Origin of the sequence: Streptomyces sp. NPDC051822, from assembly GCF_044452745.1 — a bacterium.
In the GTDB taxonomy this organism is placed as follows: Bacteria; Actinomycetota; Actinomycetes; order Streptomycetales; family Streptomycetaceae; genus Streptomyces.
In genome coordinates this window covers 509,079-524,803 of sequence record NZ_JBITBZ010000002.1, presented here as the reverse complement: position 1 = coordinate 524,803, position 15,725 = coordinate 509,079, and the positions used below count along the sequence as shown (strand labels likewise).

Below are 15,725 nucleotides of genomic sequence, written 5' to 3'. Positions count from 1 at the left end.
GGGGGGCGCGGGGGGGGGGGGGGGGGGGGGTGTTGGGTTTTGTGCACGCTCGCCGCCGGGGGGGGCCCCCCCCGGCGGGGGGGGGGGGGGGGGGGGGGGGGGGGGCGGCGCCCCCCCCCCCCCCCCCCCCCGGGGGGGGGGGGGGCCCGGGCCCCCCCCCCCCCCACCACCGGGCTACGGGTTACTGCTGGTTGATGCGCTCGTTGATGACCTTGTCGGCCGCCTCGCCGGCCGCCTTGGCGTCCTCACCCTTGAGGACCTTGGTCATGTAGTCCTTGATCGGGTTCGGGGCGGTCTCGACGTTCGCCCAGCCCGGGGTCACCGGGGTGACCTTGCCGGAGGCGGAGGAGAGGGCCATGGCCTCGGCGAAGGAGCCGGCGGCGGGCTTGAACTGCGCGGCGTCGGTGTTCGGAAGCAGCGCACCCTCGGTGGCGGCGGCGTACTTCGTCATGAAGTCCTTGCCGGCGGCGAGGGCCAGCCACTCCTTCGCGAGCTCCTTGTTCTGGGAGCGCTCGGCGATGGCGAGGTTCGAGCCGCCGAGGAAGACGGAGCCGGGCTTGTCGGCGGTCTTGCCCGGGATCGGGAAGTAGCCGAAGTCGGCGGTCTTGCCGGCCTTCTTCATGGCGTCGATCGCGCCGCCGGCCTCCCAGCCGAGGCCGATCCAGGACGCCACGCCGCCCTTGGGGACGACGTCGGTGGACTGCTGCGGGGTCGCCTCGTCCTTGTCCTTGGGAGCGGTCGAGTAGGACGCCAGCTCCTTGTAGAAGTTCATGGCGGCGGCGGCCTCGGGGGAGGACAGGTTGCCCTTCCACTTGTCGCCGTCCTTGACCGCGAGGTCGCTGCCCTCGTCCCAGATGAGACCCGCGAGGACGTACCAGCTCTGGCCGGGCAGGTAGATCGCCTGGCTCTTGGGGTCGGAGGCCTTGAGCTTCTTCAGGCCCTCGATCCACTCGGCGCGGGTCTTCGGCGGGGTGACGCCGGCCTTCTTGTAGGCCGCCTTGTCGTAGACGACGACGCGGTTGGCGGCGTACCACGGGGCGGAGTAGAGCTTGCCGTCCAGCTCGTTGGAGGCGACCATGCCCTTGTTCCAGGCGTCGTAGCCGAGCGTGGCCTTGTCGCCCGTCAGGTCGGCGAGACCGCCGGTGACCGCGTAGCCGGCGGTCTGGGTGTTGCCAAGCTCCAGGACGTCCGGCGGGGTGTCCTCGGAGAGGGCGGTGGTGACCTTCTCCTGGATGCCGTTCCAGATCTGCTTCTCGACCTTGACCTTGACGCCCGGGTGCTTGGCCTCGAAGGCCTTGTTCACCTCGGCCATCCACGCGTCCGGAGCGGAACCGTCCATGACCCAGACGGTCAGGGTCTTGTCGCCGCCGGCGGACGCCTTGCCGCCGTCCTTGCCCTTGTCACTGTCCGAACCGCACGCAGCGATAGAGACCATCATGCCTGCGACGCCGATCGCCGCGATGAGCTTGCGCTTCACGCCACCCTCCTCAGGGATGCCTGCAACCCCTGCCCACCGCGCGAAGACATACGTCAGGTAGTGCTCGTGGGGCTGGGACCTGGTCTTTAATGGTTTAGACCAGTACCCGGAGCTTGGCCTAGACCTTTAGGGGTGTCAAGGGTGTATAAGAAGGGCAGTCGGGTCCGTTATCGGACCGACACCTGAGGGAGGGCGACGACCCGTGACCGGTCCGTGCCACCATGTGAGCCGCGACAGACGGAGGAGCCGGTGACGGCAGCAGCACAGGAGTCGGGAAGGCAGGCCATGGCCACGGACGCGGGCAGCACGGAGACGGAGGGTGGGGCACCCACCCGCACCGCGCGCGTGCCCAAGTACTACCGACTGAAGCGGCATTTGCTCGACATGACGGACACCCTGCCGCCCGGCACGCCGGTCCCGCCCGAGCGCACCCTCGCCGCCGAGTTCGACACCTCGCGCACCACCGTGCGCCAGGCCCTCCAGGAGCTGGTCGTCGAGGGCCGCCTGGAGCGCATCCAGGGCAAGGGCACCTTCGTGGCCAAGCCCAAGGTCTCCCAGGCCCTGCAACTCACCTCCTACACGGAGGACATGCGCGCCCAAGGCCTCGAACCGACCTCGCAACTCCTCGACATCGGTTACGTCACCGCCGACGACACGCTCGCCGGACTGCTCGACATCTCCACCGGCGGCCGGGTGCTCCGCATCGAGCGCCTGCGGCTCGCGAGCGGCGAGCCGATGGCGATCGAGACCACCCATCTGTCGGCGAAGCGCTTCCCCGCGCTGCGCCGGTCGCTGGTCAAGTACACCTCGCTGTACACCGCGCTCGCCGAGGTCTACGACGTGCACCTCGCCGAGGCCGAGGAGACCATCGAGACCTCCCTCGCCACCCCGCGCGAGGCCGGGCTGCTCGGCACGGACGTGGGCCTGCCGATGCTGATGCTCTCCCGCCACTCCCTCGACGGCCAGGGCGAGCCGGTGGAGTGGGTGCGGTCCGTCTACCGCGGCGACCGGTACAAGTTCGTGGCGCGTCTGAAGCGCCCCAACGGCTGAGCGGGTCCGCGGCTGAGCGGATCCGCACACCGGACGAGGGGGTCGCCGAGAATTCGGCGGCCCCCTCGTTTCGCATTTCCGGAACTTCCGTATGGCAATCACATCCGTTATACGGGCGGGGGTTCCGCGGAGCTGAAGCGTCCCCTAGATTTCCCCACCATTACCAAGGTGATCAGCGAGGGGACGAGGCACGATGCCAGAAGTGACACAAGGGAATCAAGGGAATCAAGGGACCATCACGCCCCTGCGGGTGGTTATCGCACTCTGCCTGTTCGCGCCGTTCGTGGCGATGCTCTGGGTGAGCTCCTACGCGAAGACCGAGCCGCTCTTCGCAGGCATTCCGTTCTTCTACTGGTACCAGATGCTCTGGGTGCTGATCTCCACCGCGCTCACCATGGTCGCGTACAAGCTGTGGCAGCTGGACCAGCGCGCCCGCAAGGGAGGTGACGCGCGATGAAGGACGGCGTGAACGGCGTCGCACTCGCCGTCTTCATCTTCTTCTTCCTGGCCGTCACGGTCATGGGCTTCCTCGCCTCGCGCTGGCGCAGGGCCGAGAACGAGAACAGCCTCGACGAATGGGGCCTGGGCGGCCGGTCGTTCGGCACCTGGGTGACCTGGTTCCTGCTCGGCGGCGACCTCTACACCGCGTACACCTTCGTCGCCGTCCCGGCGCTCATCTACACGGCGGGCGCGGCCGGCTTCTTCGCCGTGCCGTACACGATCCTGGTCTACCCGCTGATCTTCACGTTCCTGCCCCGCCTCTGGTCGGTCTCGCACAAGCACGGATACGTCACCACCTCCGACTTCGTACGCGGCCGCTTCGGCTCCAAGGGCCTCTCCCTCGCGGTGGCGGTCACCGGCATCCTCGCCACCATGCCGTACATCGCGCTCCAGCTCGTCGGCATCCAGGCCGTCCTGGACGTGATGGGCGTCGGCGGCGGCGAGGACACCCACTGGTTCATCAAGGACCTGCCGCTGCTCATCGCCTTCGGCGTCCTCGCGGCGTACACGTACTCCTCGGGTCTGCGCGCTCCCGCGCTCATCGCCTTCGTCAAGGACACGCTGATCTACATCGTCATCGTGGTGGCGATCATCTACATCCCGATCAAGCTGGGCGGCTTCGACGAGATCTTCTCCAAGGCGGGCGAGGCGTACGCGCAGACCAACGAGGCGACCGGAAAGCCGCGCGGCTCGCTCGTGCCCGGTGACGCCGGCCAGTGGACGTACGCGACGCTCGCGCTCGGCTCGGCGCTCGCGCTGTTCATGTACCCGCACTCCATCACGGCGACCCTGTCGTCCCGGAGCCGTGAGGTCATCCGCCGCAACACCACGATCCTGCCGCTGTACTCGCTGATGCTGGGCCTGCTCGCGCTGCTCGGCTTCATGGCGATCGCCGCCGGGATCCAGGTGAAGAACGGACAGCTCGCCATCCCGCAGCTCTTCGAGACGATGTTCCCGGACTGGTTCGCGGGCGTCGCGTTCGCCGCGATCGGCATCGGCGCGCTCGTGCCCGCCGCGATCATGTCGATCGCCGCGGCCAACCTCTTCACCCGCAACATCTACAAGGACTTCATCAAGAAGGACGCCACCCCGGCGCAGGAGACGAAGGTCTCCAAGCTGGTCTCGCTCCTCGTGAAGGTCGGCGCGCTCGCCTTCGTCCTCACCATGGACAAGACGGTAGCGATCAACTTCCAGCTGCTCGGCGGCATCTGGATCCTGCAGACCTTCCCCGCCCTCGTCGGCGGCCTGTTCACCCGCTGGATGCACCGCTGGGCGCTGCTCGCCGGCTGGGCCGTCGGCATGATCTACGGCACGGTCGCCGCGTACGGCGTCGCCAGCCCGACCCAGAAGCACTTCGGCGGCCACTCCACCGAGATCCCGGGCATCGGCGAGATCGGCTACATCGGTCTCACCGCCTTCGTCCTGAACCTCGTCGTCACGGTCGTCCTCACCTTCGTCCTCAAGGCCGTCAAGGCCCCCGAGGGCGTCGACGAGACCTCCCCTTCGGACTACACGGCGGACGCCGGCGACAAGGGCGTGCAGACCGAGATGCCGAAGCTCGGCGCCGACACCCACTGACCGCCCGCCCACGACCTGACGAAGGCCGTCCCGCCTCCCTCCGGGGGCAGGACGGCCTTCGCCGTTCTGGGAGCCGGCGGCCGGTCGGAGGCACACTGCCCTCATGGACTTCACGATCAGGGCGGTACGGCCCGAGGAGTACGAGGCGCTCGGCGAGCTGACCGCAGGGACCTATCTGAACGACGGGCTGCTGAAGTACGGGGCGGAGGACTTCTATCTGGAGGTGCTCAGGGACACGGCACGCCGGGCGCGCGAGGCCGAGGTGCTCGTCGCCGAGGAGGCCGACGGGCACCTCATCGGCGGGGTGACCTTCGCCACCGGGGGCACCCCCTGGGCGGACATCGCGGTCGCCGGCGAGGCCGAGTTCCGGATGCTCGCGGTCACCCCCGACGCCCGCGGCAGGGGCGTCGGAGAAGCCCTCGTACGGGCGTGCGTGGAGCGCGCACGGGCCCTCCCCGGGTGCGCGCGCCTCGTGCTCTCCACGGACGCGAAGATGGTCTCGGCGCACCGGATATACGAGCGCCTCGGCTTCGTCCGCACCCCGCACCGCGACTGGGAGCCCATCCCCGACCACACACTCAGGACTTACGCGCTGGAGTTCTGAGTCGCCGGGCGACACAACATGTGGGGGGCGCCAAGAGCGGCGCCCCCCACATGTATGCTCGACCTCGCTGTCGACGCAGGGGAATCCGGCGCGAATCCGGAACTGTCCCGCAACGGTGTGCTTCGTACGGATACGACGAGTTTCGTACGACGTGAGTCCGAGGACCTGCCGACAGCGCACCCGGTCCGTCCGTTCCGGGTGCCACTGACGTCCGGGCCTCGCGGAGTGGGCCGGTGGAAGCGTCGCGTCCGGCGTTACGGATGCCCGCCTGCCCGCCTTCCCCCGCCGCGGCCCCGAGCCGAGCGAGGGAGAGCCCCCACGTGACCATCGCGCCCGCCGATCCGGCTTCCGCCGAGGTTTCCGCGGTCGAGAGCGACGGCCCCGGGACCGTACTGCTGCGGACCCTGACCGACCTCACCGCCGATCTCCCCGACACCGACCCCGGCAAGGTCGCCGCCGCCGCGCTCCGCGGCCGCAGCGCCGCGTCGGACGAGGCGGAGCTGCGCGAGCTGGCCACCGAGGCGGCCGCCGGCCTGATCGCCGAGGACCCCGCGTACTCCCGGCTCGCCGCCCGGCTCCTGACGGTCACTATCGCCGACGAGGCGGCCGGCCAGGGCGCGGTCTCCTTCTCCGCCTCCGTCGCCACAGGTCACCGCGAGGGCCTGATCGCCGACCGCACCGCCGAGTTCGTCGCCCTGCACGCGGCCCGGCTCGACGCGACGATCGACCCGGCGGGCGACGACCGCTTCGGCTACTTCGGTCTGCGCACCCTCTACTCGCGCTATCTGCTGCGCCACCCGATCACCCGCAAGGTCATCGAGACGCCGCAGCACTTCATGCTGCGCGTGGCCTGCGGCCTGGCCGAGGACGAGAGCGTCCGCGCGCTCGACGAGGTGGCGGCCCTGTACGGCCTCATGAGCCGTCTGGACTACCTCCCCTCCTCCCCCACGCTCTTCAACTCCGGCACCCGCCACCCGCAGATGTCCTCCTGCTACCTGCTCGACTCCCCGCAGGACGAGCTGGACTCCATCTACGACCGCTACCACCAGGTGGCGCGCCTCTCGAAGCACGCGGGCGGCATCGGCCTCTCGTACTCCCGCATCCGCGCCCGCGGTTCGCTGATCCGCGGCACCAACGGGCACTCCAACGGCATCGTGCCGTTCCTGAAGACCCTCGACGCCTCCGTCGCCGCCGTGAACCAGGGCGGCCGCCGCAAGGGCGCCGCCGCCGTCTACCTGGAGACCTGGCACGCGGACATCGAGGAGTTCCTGGAGCTCCGCGACAACACGGGCGAGGACCAGCGCCGTACGCACAACCTGAATCTGGCGCACTGGATCCCGGACGAGTTCATGCGCCGGGTCAACGCGGACGCCGACTGGTCGCTGTTCTCCCCCGCCGACGTGCCCGAGCTCGTCGACCTGTGGGGCGAGGAGTTCGACGCCGCCTACCGCGCCGCCGAGGCGAAGGGCCTGGCCCGCAAGACCATGCCGGCCCGTGACCTCTACGGCCGGATGATGCGGACCCTGGCCCAGACCGGCAACGGCTGGATGACCTTCAAGGACGCCTCGAACCGGACGGCCAACCAGACCGCCGAGCCCGGCACGGTCGTCCACTCCTCGAACCTCTGCACCGAGATCATCGAGGTCACGAACGACGGCGAGACGGCCGTCTGCAACCTCGGCTCGGTCAACCTCGGCTCGTTCGTGGACGCCTCGACCCAGGACATCGACTGGGAGCGGCTCGACGCCACCGTCGGCACGGCCGTCACCTTCCTCGACCGGGTCGTCGACATCAACTTCTACCCGACCGAGCAGGCGGGCCGCTCCAACGCCCGCTGGCGGCCGGTCGGCCTGGGCGCCATGGGCCTCCAGGACGTCTTCTTCCAGCTGAAGCTGCCGTTCGACTCGGCGGAGGCCCGCGCCCTGTCGACGAAGATCGCCGAGCGCATCATGCTGGCGGCCTACGAGGCCTCCGCCGACCTCGCCGAGCGCAGCGGCCCGCTGCCGGCCTGGGACAAGACCCGTACGGCCCGTGGTGTCCTGCACCCCGACCACTACGACGTCGAGCTGAACTGGCCGGAGCGGTGGGCGGCGCTGCGCGCCCGCATCGCGTCGACCGGCATGCGCAACTCCCTGCTCCTCGCCATCGCGCCGACGGCGACGATCGCCTCGATCGCGGGCGTCTACGAGTGCATCGAGCCGCAGGTCTCCAACCTGTTCAAGCGCGAGACGCTGTCCGGCGAGTTCCTCCAGGTCAACTCCTACCTGGTCGACGAGCTGAAGCGGCTCGGCGTGTGGGACGCGCAGACCCGTGAGGCGCTGCGCGACGCCAACGGCTCCGTGGCCGGCTTCACCTGGGTCCCGGCCGAGGTGCGCGAGCTGTACCGCACGGCGTGGGAGATCCCGCAGCGCGGTCTGATCGACATGGCCGCCGCCCGTACGCCGTTCCTGGACCAGTCGCAGTCGCTGAACCTGTTCCTGGAGACGCCGACGATCGGCAAGCTGTCGTCGATGTACGCGTACGCCTGGAAGCAGGGTCTGAAGACGACGTACTACCTGCGCTCCCGCCCGGCGACCCGGATCGCCCGCGCCGCGCAGGCGTCGACGGCCGCCGCCACCATTCCCGTACAGCAGGCGACGCCCGACGCGGACGCCCTCGCCTGCTCCCTCGAAAACCCCGAGTCCTGCGAGGCCTGCCAGTAATGAGCACCAGCGACAACAAGAACCTCCTCGACCCGGGCTTCGAGCTGACCCTGCGTCCGATGCGCTACCCGGACTTCTACGAGCGCTACCGGGACGCCATCAAGAACACCTGGACCGTGGAGGAGGTCGACCTCCACTCGGACGTCGCCGACCTCGCCAAGCTCACGCCCGGTGAGCAGCACATGATCGGCCGTCTGGTCGCGTTCTTCGCGACGGGCGACTCGATCGTCTCGAACAACCTGGTCCTGACGCTCTACAAGCACATCAACTCCCCGGAGGCGCGCCTGTACCTGTCGCGCCAGCTGTTCGAGGAGGCCGTGCACGTCCAGTTCTATCTGACGCTGCTCGACACCTATCTGCCCGACCCGGCCGACCGCGCCGCCGCGTTCGACGCGGTCGAGGAGATCCCCTCCATCCGCGAGAAGGCGCAGTTCTGCTTCAAGTGGATGGATTCGGTCGAGAAGATCGAGAAGCTGGAGACGGCCGCCGACCGCCGCCGCTTCCTGCTGAACCTGATCTGCTTCGCCGCGTGCATCGAGGGCCTGTTCTTCTACGGCGCCTTCGCGTACGTCTACTGGTTCCGGTCCCGCGGCCTGCTGCACGGTCTCGCGACCGGCACCAACTGGGTGTTCCGCGACGAGACGATGCACATGAACTTCGCCTTCGAGGTCGTGGACACCGTCCGCAAGGAGGAGCCGGAGCTCTTCGACGACGCGCTCCAGCAGCAGGTCACCGACATGCTGCGGGAGGCCGTCGAGGCGGAGCTCCAGTTCGGCCGCGACCTGTGCGGCGACGGCCTGCCGGGCATGAACACCGAGTCGATGCGCGAGTACCTCCAGTGCGTCGCCGACCAGCGCCTCCAGCGCCTCGGCTTCCCCCCGGTGTACGGCTCGGAGAACCCGTTCGCGTTCATGGAGCTCCAGGGCGTCCAGGAGCTCACGAACTTCTTCGAGCGCCGCCCGTCCGCCTACCAGGTGGCGGTCGAGGGCTCGGTGGACCTGGACGAGGACTTCTGAGTTTTCGGATCAGAAGGCGAGGAACCAGTTCGTCCGCCCGGGCGCTGCCGTAAAGTCGCATGTCTCGTGGGCACTTGCCGCAGGGCGAACCCACGGGGCATGTCCCAGTGGCACACACCCTTGGGGGGATTCTCATGACCCGCATCGCTCGCACGCTCACGACGGCCGTCTTCACCGTTCTGCTGGTCGGCGGGACGGCCGCCGTCGCCGCCGCCGACATGGGCTGGCAGTAGTCGTACGAAAGCCGGGCCCCGCTCCTTCGTGAAGGAGCGGGGCCCGGCCATGTCCACGGCGATCAGGCGTTCGGCACCGTCTCGTACCTCGGGGTGCCCTCTTCCATCTGGCGCAGGGCGTCCTTGCGGTCGCGCTTGGAGAGGCGGTCGATGTACAGGTAGCCGTACAGGTGGTCCGTCTCGTGCTGGAGGCAGCGGGCGAAGTAGCCGGTGCCGCGCACCTTGATCGGGTTGCCCTGGGCGTCCTGGCCGTGGACCTCCGCGTAGTCGGGGCGGGCCAGCTCGGCGTACGCGGTCGGCACGGAGAGGCAGCCCTCGTTGGACTCGTCGAGGACGCGCCGGTCGGCCGGGAGCTCCTGGAGGACCGGGTTGACCACGACGCCGGTGTGCCGGACGCCCTCGTCGTCGGGGCAGTCGTAGACGAAGACCTTGAGGTCCACGCCGATCTGGTTGGCGGCCAGGCCCACGCCCTCGGCGGCCTTCTGGCTGGCGAACATGTCGTCGATGAGGGACGCGAGCTTGTCGTCGAACTCGGTGACGTCCTTGCACTCCCGGTGGAGCACGGGGTTGCCGACGACGGTGATCGGGCGGGCCGTGCCACGCTCGCGGTACGCGAGCTCGCGCGCCTCGCAGTCCTCGGTGTCCACGACGAATCCGTCGTTTCCGTCGTTGAGCTGCTCGTCAGTGTCCTGCTGCGTCATGTCCGGCGCGTGCCTTCCTCGGAACCCCAGTAAACGATCCCGTACAGCCTACGGGCAGGGTCAGCAGACCTCTTCCAGATCGCGCCACTCACGGCTGTCCGGGCTGTCCGCCACCCAGCCGTCGAGGAGTCCGCGCACCAGGCCGGCCGGGGCCGCGAGGCCGCACTCCCGCTCCGGCACCCACAGCTCGCCGGGCGAGCGGTGGCCGAGCGGCCCGGGGTGTCCCGGCTCGCTGTGGTCGTGCGGGTCGGAGTGCTCGCCCTCGCCCTCGGCGCTGGGCATGGTCGACTCGGAGCAGGCACGGCAGAGCAGCCGCACGGAGGACGACCAGTCCTCGGCGGCGAAGCCCGCCTCCGCGGCGAGCTGCTCCAGGGCGTCCCGGTCGGCCTCGGTGGCGGCCTCCAGGAGGACGACCCAGGTGGGTACGGGTGAGGGCGCCCACAGCTCGATCTCGTCGAAGACCGGGTAGGAGGGGCCCGCGGTGGTGGTCCGCTCGCCGTTCGGCACGCCGTCGTGGAGGACGACCTCGCCCCAGCGGCGTCCGGAGGACGGCAGCGGGATGGAGAGGACCTCGATCCGGGCCGGGTCGAGCCTGCGGCCCCACACGACCTCGGCCTCGCCCTCGGGCGAGAGGCGGACGGCGGCGCTGCCAAGCTCCATCCCGGCGGGCTCGCCGGTGCCCGCGGCGGCGCCCGGGACCTTGAGGCCGTACGCCTGCCAGGCGCGGCGTGCCAGCGGCCAGTCCTGGAGGGCGGTGGCGGCGATGCCGACGTTCCACCAGTCGGGGGCGCCGGTCTCCTTGTCGAGCAGCGCGACCGCGCGGAGCCCGGCGGCCCGCGCCTGCTCCCAGTCGTGCCGGAACTTGTGCAGCAGCGCCAGGTTGAACCAGGACTCCGAGAGCCAGGGTTCCAGGTCCGCCGCGCGCGTGAGGAGCGCGCCCGCGTCCTCGTACCGGCCGTCGCCGATCAGCGTGAACGCGCGGTCGGTGGCCTGCCGCCACGAGGCGGAGGGCCGATGCCGTACCTTCCCGAAGATCTTCACGATTCCCGCCTGCCGGTCGCTTCACCCTCTTGTTCGCATCCAACCATGCCCGGTCGGACGCGCGCTCATTACCCATGGGTTACCCAGTGGGGGCCGAGGTCACCCCAGCAGCTCCGCCCCGTGCCAGGACCCTGGCCAGGCACTCGACGACATCCGGGTGAAAGTCGCGGGCCGTGGCGAGCCGGAGCCGCTCCAGGGCGTCGAGGGCGGCGACAGGGCCCTCGCCGCCCGCGAGGTCGTCGTAGGCGTTCACGGCCCGGACGATCCGGGCGGGCAGCGGCTGCTCGCGGTACGGGTCGGCCTGCCGCTCCACGACGAGGGCGACGGCCTCGGGGACGCCGGTCCTGCGGACGACCTCGCCGCCCAGGAGGGCGATCCGGCGCTGTTCGCGGGACGGGAGGAGGGCGGTGGCGCCGCCCGCGACCGGGTCGACGAGGGAGAGCTGTCCGATGTCGTGCATGAGGGCCGCGTGTTCCAGGACGGTCAGCTCGGTCCCGGAGAGGCCCAGCTCGCGTCCGACGGCCGCGCTGAGGGCCGCGACCCGGCGGGCGTGGCCGGGCGGGGTGCAGCCGGCGATCTCGGTGGCACGGGCGAGGGAGGCGATGGTCTGCCGGTTGACGGTGCGCACGGCGGCGTACCGCCGGAAGGAGACCTGGGTGAGGAGGAGCGGTACCGCGAGTACGGGCAGGGCCCAGAGGCCGGCGGCGGCCACGCCGAGCGCCATGACGGTGCCGGTGGCGCAGACGGCGGAGCCGATGCCGAGGAGGGCGCGGAGTTCGTCGCGCAGGAGGGGGCCGTACGGGAATCCGGTGCGGGCGCGGAGCAGGAGGGCGGCGAGGACCGCGTCGCAGAGGGCGGTGAGGACGAGCAGGAGCAGCAGGAAGAGGGCGTACGGCGGGCCCTGGCCGAGGTGCTCGACGAGGATGCCGGAGTTGAAGAGGGGCTGGAAGCAGAGCGCGGCGAAGCCGACGGTGAGGACGCGGCGGGCGAGGTGGTCGCGGCCGGGTCCGCGGCCCCGGGCGACGTGGGGGACGATCCCGGCGAGCCCCGCGGCGATGACGACGGCGACGATCTGGAGGACGCCGTGGGTGGTGGCGGTGCCTCCGCTCGTTCCGAGCAGGGCGTAGGCGAGGGCTCCGGCGGCGGCGAGCGGTGCCGGTTCCCTCTCGTCCGGGGAGGCGCCCCACCGGGCGAGTTCGCCGAGGGCGACGAGGGTGCCGAAGGCGAGGGCGTTGCCGGGTTCGGCGACGCCGTACCAGAGGGTGGCGCCGAGGCCGGTGAGGCTGAGGAGCAGCGCGGCGCCGTGGACGGCGCCGACGGTGGCGGCGCCGGGTTTCACGCGTGTTCCTTCGGGTGGGCGGGCAGGGGTTCGCGGGGCGGCGGAACGTGCTCGGCCGACGGGGCCTGGCCCTCGGCGGTGACGGTGGTGTCGCTGGTGTCGGCGGTGACGGCGGGCTGCCAGCCGTGCCGGTCCAGGGCGCTGACGAGGGCGGCGACCATCCGGGGGTCGAAGTGGGTGCCCGCGCACCGCTCCAGTTCGGCGACGGCGGTCGGCACCGGGCGGGCCCGGCTGTAGGAGCGGGTGGAGGTCATGGCGTCGAAGGCGTCGGCGACGGCGACCACCCGGGCGAATTCGGGGATCTCGTCGCCGTGCAGGCCGTAGGGGTAGCCGCTGCCGTCCATGCGTTCGTGGTGGTGGAGGATCGCGGCCCGCGCGTCGCCGAGGAAGCCGATGCCCCGGACCATCTCGTGGCCGTACTCCGGGTGCAGTTCGATGATCCGGCGTTCCTCGGGGGTGAGGGGCCCGTCCTTGCGGAGGACGCGGGTGGGCACGCCCAGCTTGCCGACGTCGTGGAGGATGCCGGCGAACCGTACGACGTCGAGGCGGTCCTCCGGCATGCCCAGCTCACGGGCGATCAGGACGGAGGCGTGCCCGACGCGTTCGCTGTGGCCGCGGGTGTAGCGGTCCTTGATGTCGACGGCCTGGACGAGGGCGCGGATGGTGGCCTGGTGCGCGGCCCTTTCCCGGTGGTACTGGGCGAAGACCCAGCAGGAGATGTACATCGGGAGGAGCACGAAGAGCGCCGAGACCGGGCCGTGGGCGCTGCGCCAGAGGACGGCCATCATGAGTCCGGCGAGCCCGTGCACGGTGTGCGGGGCGAGCGCGCGGCCGAGGAGGCCGCGCCAGGCGGCCCGTGGGGGCAGTCCGTCGGCGGCGGCCCTGATGCCGCCGTCGAGGGCGGTCAGGACGAGGCAGAAGGTGAGCGCGGCGGCGCCGGCGGGGAGCAGGGCGTACGGGAAGTCGGGGACGTCGGGACCGTGTCCGAGGGCTTCGCCGATGCCGAGTGCCCCGGCGGTGTGGGCGGCGGCCCAGACGGCGAGGGCCGTGGCGGCGGCCCGCCAGGCGCGGCGGGGTGCGGCGGGTGGTTCGTCGACGCGGGCGAGGAGGCTGCCGGGCAGGGCGGTGAGCGCGGCGGCGGAGGGCGGCAGGATCAGGGCGGCGGCGAGGAGGACGGGGAAGAAGGAGCCGGCTCCCATGGGGACGGAGCCGCCGAGGGCGCGGCCGAGGAGCCGGCAGCGGGCGGGCAGCTCGCAGAGCGCGTACAGGGCGGCGAGGAGCGCGACCGTGCTCCAGGGGGTGGCCGCGCCGGGGCGCAGCGCGGGCAGGGCGCAGGCCCCGGCGCCGAGCAGGGCGCAGCCGATGTACACGCGGGCCGCTCGCGGAATGACCTTCACGCCCATCACGCCTGTCACGCTAGCGAGTTGGGCTGCTGGGGGCGGCGTTGCGGCGCAGGTTCGCACCATCGGGTGATACAAGCTGATATACGAAGAGGGCCGTCGCGTGTCGTGCCGCGACGGCCCCCGTTCCCGCTTCCGCGTTTCCGGCGTCTACTCCTGCGGCGCCGGAGTGGGCGTCGTCGGGAGGATCGCCGTGACCTCCTGTTCGGGCACCAGATGCCCCGAGCGGATCAGGTCGATCCGGCCCATCACCTTGGACCGCAGGTCGGTGGGCACGTCGTCGCTGCCGCAGCAGCGCTTGACGAGCTTCTTCACCGCCTGCTCGAGCCCGTACTTCTCCAGGCACGGGGAGCACTCCTCGAAGTGCACCTCGAACTTCGTGCAGTCACTGTCGGGCATCTCGTTGTCGAGGAACTCGTAGAGATGATCCAGGACCTCTGAGCAATCCGTCTCGTGCGGCTCTCCGCAGCTCATGAGCCCGAGCCTTTCAGATCGTTCGACGACTCTCCGGCGCCCGCGGGTACCAGCCCGCGGTCGCGGGCGTAGTCCTCGAGCATGCCGCGCAGCTGGCGGCGGCCCCGGTGCAGCCGGGACATCACCGTACCGATGGGTGTCCCCATGATGTCCGCGATCTCCTTGTACGCAAAGCCCTCGACATCGGCGAGATAGACGGCGATGCGGAACTCCTCGGGAATCGCCTGGAGCGCTTCCTTCACGTCGGAGTCCGGGAGGTGGTCGAGCGCCTGGGACTCGGCGGAGCGCAGACCGGTCGACATGTGCGACTCGGCGCGGGCGAGCTGCCAGTCCTCGATCTCCTCGGCGGCGCTGCGCTGGGGCTCACGCTGCTTCTTGCGGTACGAGTTGATGAAGGTGTTCGTGAGGATGCGGTACATCCACGCCTTCAGGTTCGTCCCCTCGCGGAACTGGTGGAAGGATCCGTACGCCTTGGCGTAGGTCTCCTGCACCAGGTCCTCCGCGTCCGCGGGGTTGCGCGTCATGCGCAGCGCGGCCGAGTACATCTGGTCGAGGAATCCGAGGGCGTCCCGCTCGAAGCGCGCGTTGCGCTCCTCGGTCGTCTCCTCGGGGCCGTCGTCGGTCCCTGTGTCGGTCCCAGTGACCGGACCCACCTCCTCCAGCGCGGCGGCGAGCCCGAAGGCGGACCCGCTCGTTTCGGAGGATAGACGAGGAACCGCTCCGCCCGCCGCCCGAATCGGGGCGCCCTTGGGCGCGGCCAGCACTGTCCAGTCGAGGTCAGCGGCCTGCGCACGCTCCGGGCAGATGGTCGAACCCATGCGACGGACTCCCTCTTCCTTGCTCTCACACCGACGCACGGAACAACAGTGGTCCCCCGCTCCACATTCCCGGTGCGGCGGCGGAGATCAGCGCAGGGCGGTGATCCACCGGACGACGCCGTCCACGAGCGCGGCGAGGGCCTCGTCCTGGCCGAGGGGCGCCCGCTTGGGCAGGGCGAAGCCGTGGTCCCCGTACGGGATCCCGACGAGCTCGTACGGGCCTTCCGGGAACTCCTCCGGCCGTCCGAAGGGGTCGTTGCCGCCCTGGACGACGAGGGTCGGGAGCCCGGTGCCGAGGAGTTCCTCGGCGCGGGACTTCTCGGGCCTGCCCGGCGGGTGCAGCGGGAAGCTCAGGGCGAGGACGGCGCGTGCGCCCAGGTCACGGCCGGTACGGCAGGCGACCCGGGCGCCCGCGCTGCGGCCGCCCGCGATCACCGGGAGGCCGGGCCCGGCGAGGGCGGGCCAGAGGCCGCGCCATCCGGTGTCGAGGGTCTTCGGCGCGGGCGCGACCTTCTTGCCCGCTACCCGCCAGGGCTGCTCGACGAGGGCGACGGTCACGCCGTGCGCGGGCAGCGCGCCGGCCAGGGCCTGGAGGTCGCGGGCCTCGACGCCGCCGCCGGCTCCGTGGCCGAGGGCGAGCACGGCCCACGGCCCGTCCGCCTCGCGCCAGGTGACGCGGGCTTCACCGGCGCCGGTGGGAACGGTCTCGTACTGTGTCACGTCGGTCACGGGCCCATCCTGCCCCCGCAGGCACCCGAAACGCGCGCATCGGAGACGCGTCCGCCCGAGCC

At 71.0% G+C, this 15,725-nt stretch carries 14 protein-coding genes and 1 riboswitch; of the genes, 6 read left to right on the top strand and 8 right to left on the bottom strand.

What is annotated here, in order from left to right; translation table 11 throughout:
- Positions 1-181: 181 nt before the first annotated feature.
- Positions 182-1,477: an extracellular solute-binding protein gene (locus tag ACIA8N_RS08200; protein ID WP_030548413.1), complete on the bottom strand. Its 1,296-nt coding sequence runs from the start codon at positions 1,475-1,477 to the stop codon at positions 182-184.
- Between the two features lie 285 nt (positions 1,478-1,762).
- On the opposite strand from ACIA8N_RS08200, the gene ACIA8N_RS08195 reads away from it, so the two are divergent.
- From ACIA8N_RS08195 to ACIA8N_RS08170, 6 genes are all read left to right on the top strand, one after another.
- Entirely contained in the window at positions 1,763-2,527 is a 765-nt protein-coding gene (locus ACIA8N_RS08195) for a GntR family transcriptional regulator (RefSeq protein WP_365786850.1), read from the top strand.
- Positions 2,528-2,720: 193 nt separating this feature from the next.
- The gene (locus ACIA8N_RS08190) at positions 2,721-2,984 is read left to right on the top strand and encodes a DUF3311 domain-containing protein (RefSeq protein ID WP_365786801.1); all 264 of its coding nucleotides are present in this window, start codon (positions 2,721-2,723) and stop codon (positions 2,982-2,984) included.
- Complete coding sequence (gene mctP / locus ACIA8N_RS08185) at positions 2,981-4,606, top strand: monocarboxylate uptake permease MctP (RefSeq protein WP_365786803.1); 1,626 nt, start codon at positions 2,981-2,983, stop codon at positions 4,604-4,606. The genes ACIA8N_RS08190 and mctP overlap by 4 nt, the downstream gene beginning before the upstream one ends.
- Before the next feature lie 103 nt (positions 4,607-4,709).
- Positions 4,710-5,210, top strand: coding sequence for a GNAT family N-acetyltransferase (locus ACIA8N_RS08180; protein WP_365786805.1), 501 nt, complete (start codon positions 4,710-4,712; stop codon positions 5,208-5,210).
- 37 nt (positions 5,211-5,247) lie between these two features.
- A riboswitch (cobalamin riboswitch) is annotated at positions 5,248-5,398 on the top strand.
- Between the two features lie 132 nt (positions 5,399-5,530).
- Positions 5,531-7,912 (top strand): ribonucleoside-diphosphate reductase subunit alpha, encoded by a 2,382-nt coding sequence (locus tag ACIA8N_RS08175; protein ID WP_365786807.1) that lies wholly within the window; start codon positions 5,531-5,533, stop codon positions 7,910-7,912.
- Positions 7,912-8,928: a ribonucleotide-diphosphate reductase subunit beta gene (locus tag ACIA8N_RS08170; protein ID WP_030548422.1), complete on the top strand. Its 1,017-nt coding sequence runs from the start codon at positions 7,912-7,914 to the stop codon at positions 8,926-8,928. The genes ACIA8N_RS08175 and ACIA8N_RS08170 overlap by 1 nt, the downstream gene beginning before the upstream one ends.
- A 295-nt stretch (positions 8,929-9,223) precedes the next feature.
- On the opposite strand, the gene def is transcribed toward ACIA8N_RS08170, so the two are convergent.
- From def to ACIA8N_RS08135, 7 genes are all read right to left on the bottom strand, one after another.
- Positions 9,224-9,862 carry a peptide deformylase gene (def, locus tag ACIA8N_RS08165; RefSeq protein WP_365786809.1) on the bottom strand — a complete coding sequence of 213 codons (639 nt, stop codon included), beginning with the start codon at positions 9,860-9,862 and terminating at the stop codon, positions 9,224-9,226.
- Positions 9,863-9,922: 60 nt separating this feature from the next.
- Positions 9,923-10,903 (bottom strand): hypothetical protein, encoded by a 981-nt coding sequence (locus tag ACIA8N_RS08160; protein ID WP_030548424.1) that lies wholly within the window; start codon positions 10,901-10,903, stop codon positions 9,923-9,925.
- A 79-nt stretch (positions 10,904-10,982) separates the two neighbouring features.
- A complete protein-coding gene (locus ACIA8N_RS08155; protein WP_365786811.1) occupies positions 10,983-12,242 on the bottom strand; it encodes an HD domain-containing protein in 1,260 nt (419 codons plus the stop codon).
- Positions 12,239-13,639: an HD-GYP domain-containing protein gene (locus ACIA8N_RS08150; protein WP_365786852.1), complete on the bottom strand. Its 1,401-nt coding sequence runs from the start codon at positions 13,637-13,639 to the stop codon at positions 12,239-12,241. Before ACIA8N_RS08150 ends, ACIA8N_RS08155 begins: the two co-directional genes overlap by 4 nt.
- A gap of 153 nt (positions 13,640-13,792) precedes the next feature.
- The gene (rsrA, locus tag ACIA8N_RS08145) at positions 13,793-14,116 is read right to left on the bottom strand and encodes a mycothiol system anti-sigma-R factor (RefSeq protein ID WP_030207407.1); all 324 of its coding nucleotides are present in this window, start codon (positions 14,114-14,116) and stop codon (positions 13,793-13,795) included.
- Complete coding sequence (locus tag ACIA8N_RS08140; RefSeq protein ID WP_030207410.1) at positions 14,113-14,769, bottom strand: sigma-70 family RNA polymerase sigma factor; 657 nt, start codon at positions 14,767-14,769, stop codon at positions 14,113-14,115. The genes rsrA and ACIA8N_RS08140 overlap by 4 nt, the downstream gene beginning before the upstream one ends.
- A gap of 252 nt (positions 14,770-15,021) precedes the next feature.
- A complete protein-coding gene (locus ACIA8N_RS08135; RefSeq protein ID WP_365786854.1) occupies positions 15,022-15,654 on the bottom strand; it encodes an alpha/beta family hydrolase in 633 nt (210 codons plus the stop codon).
- Positions 15,655-15,725: the final 71 nt, after the last annotated feature.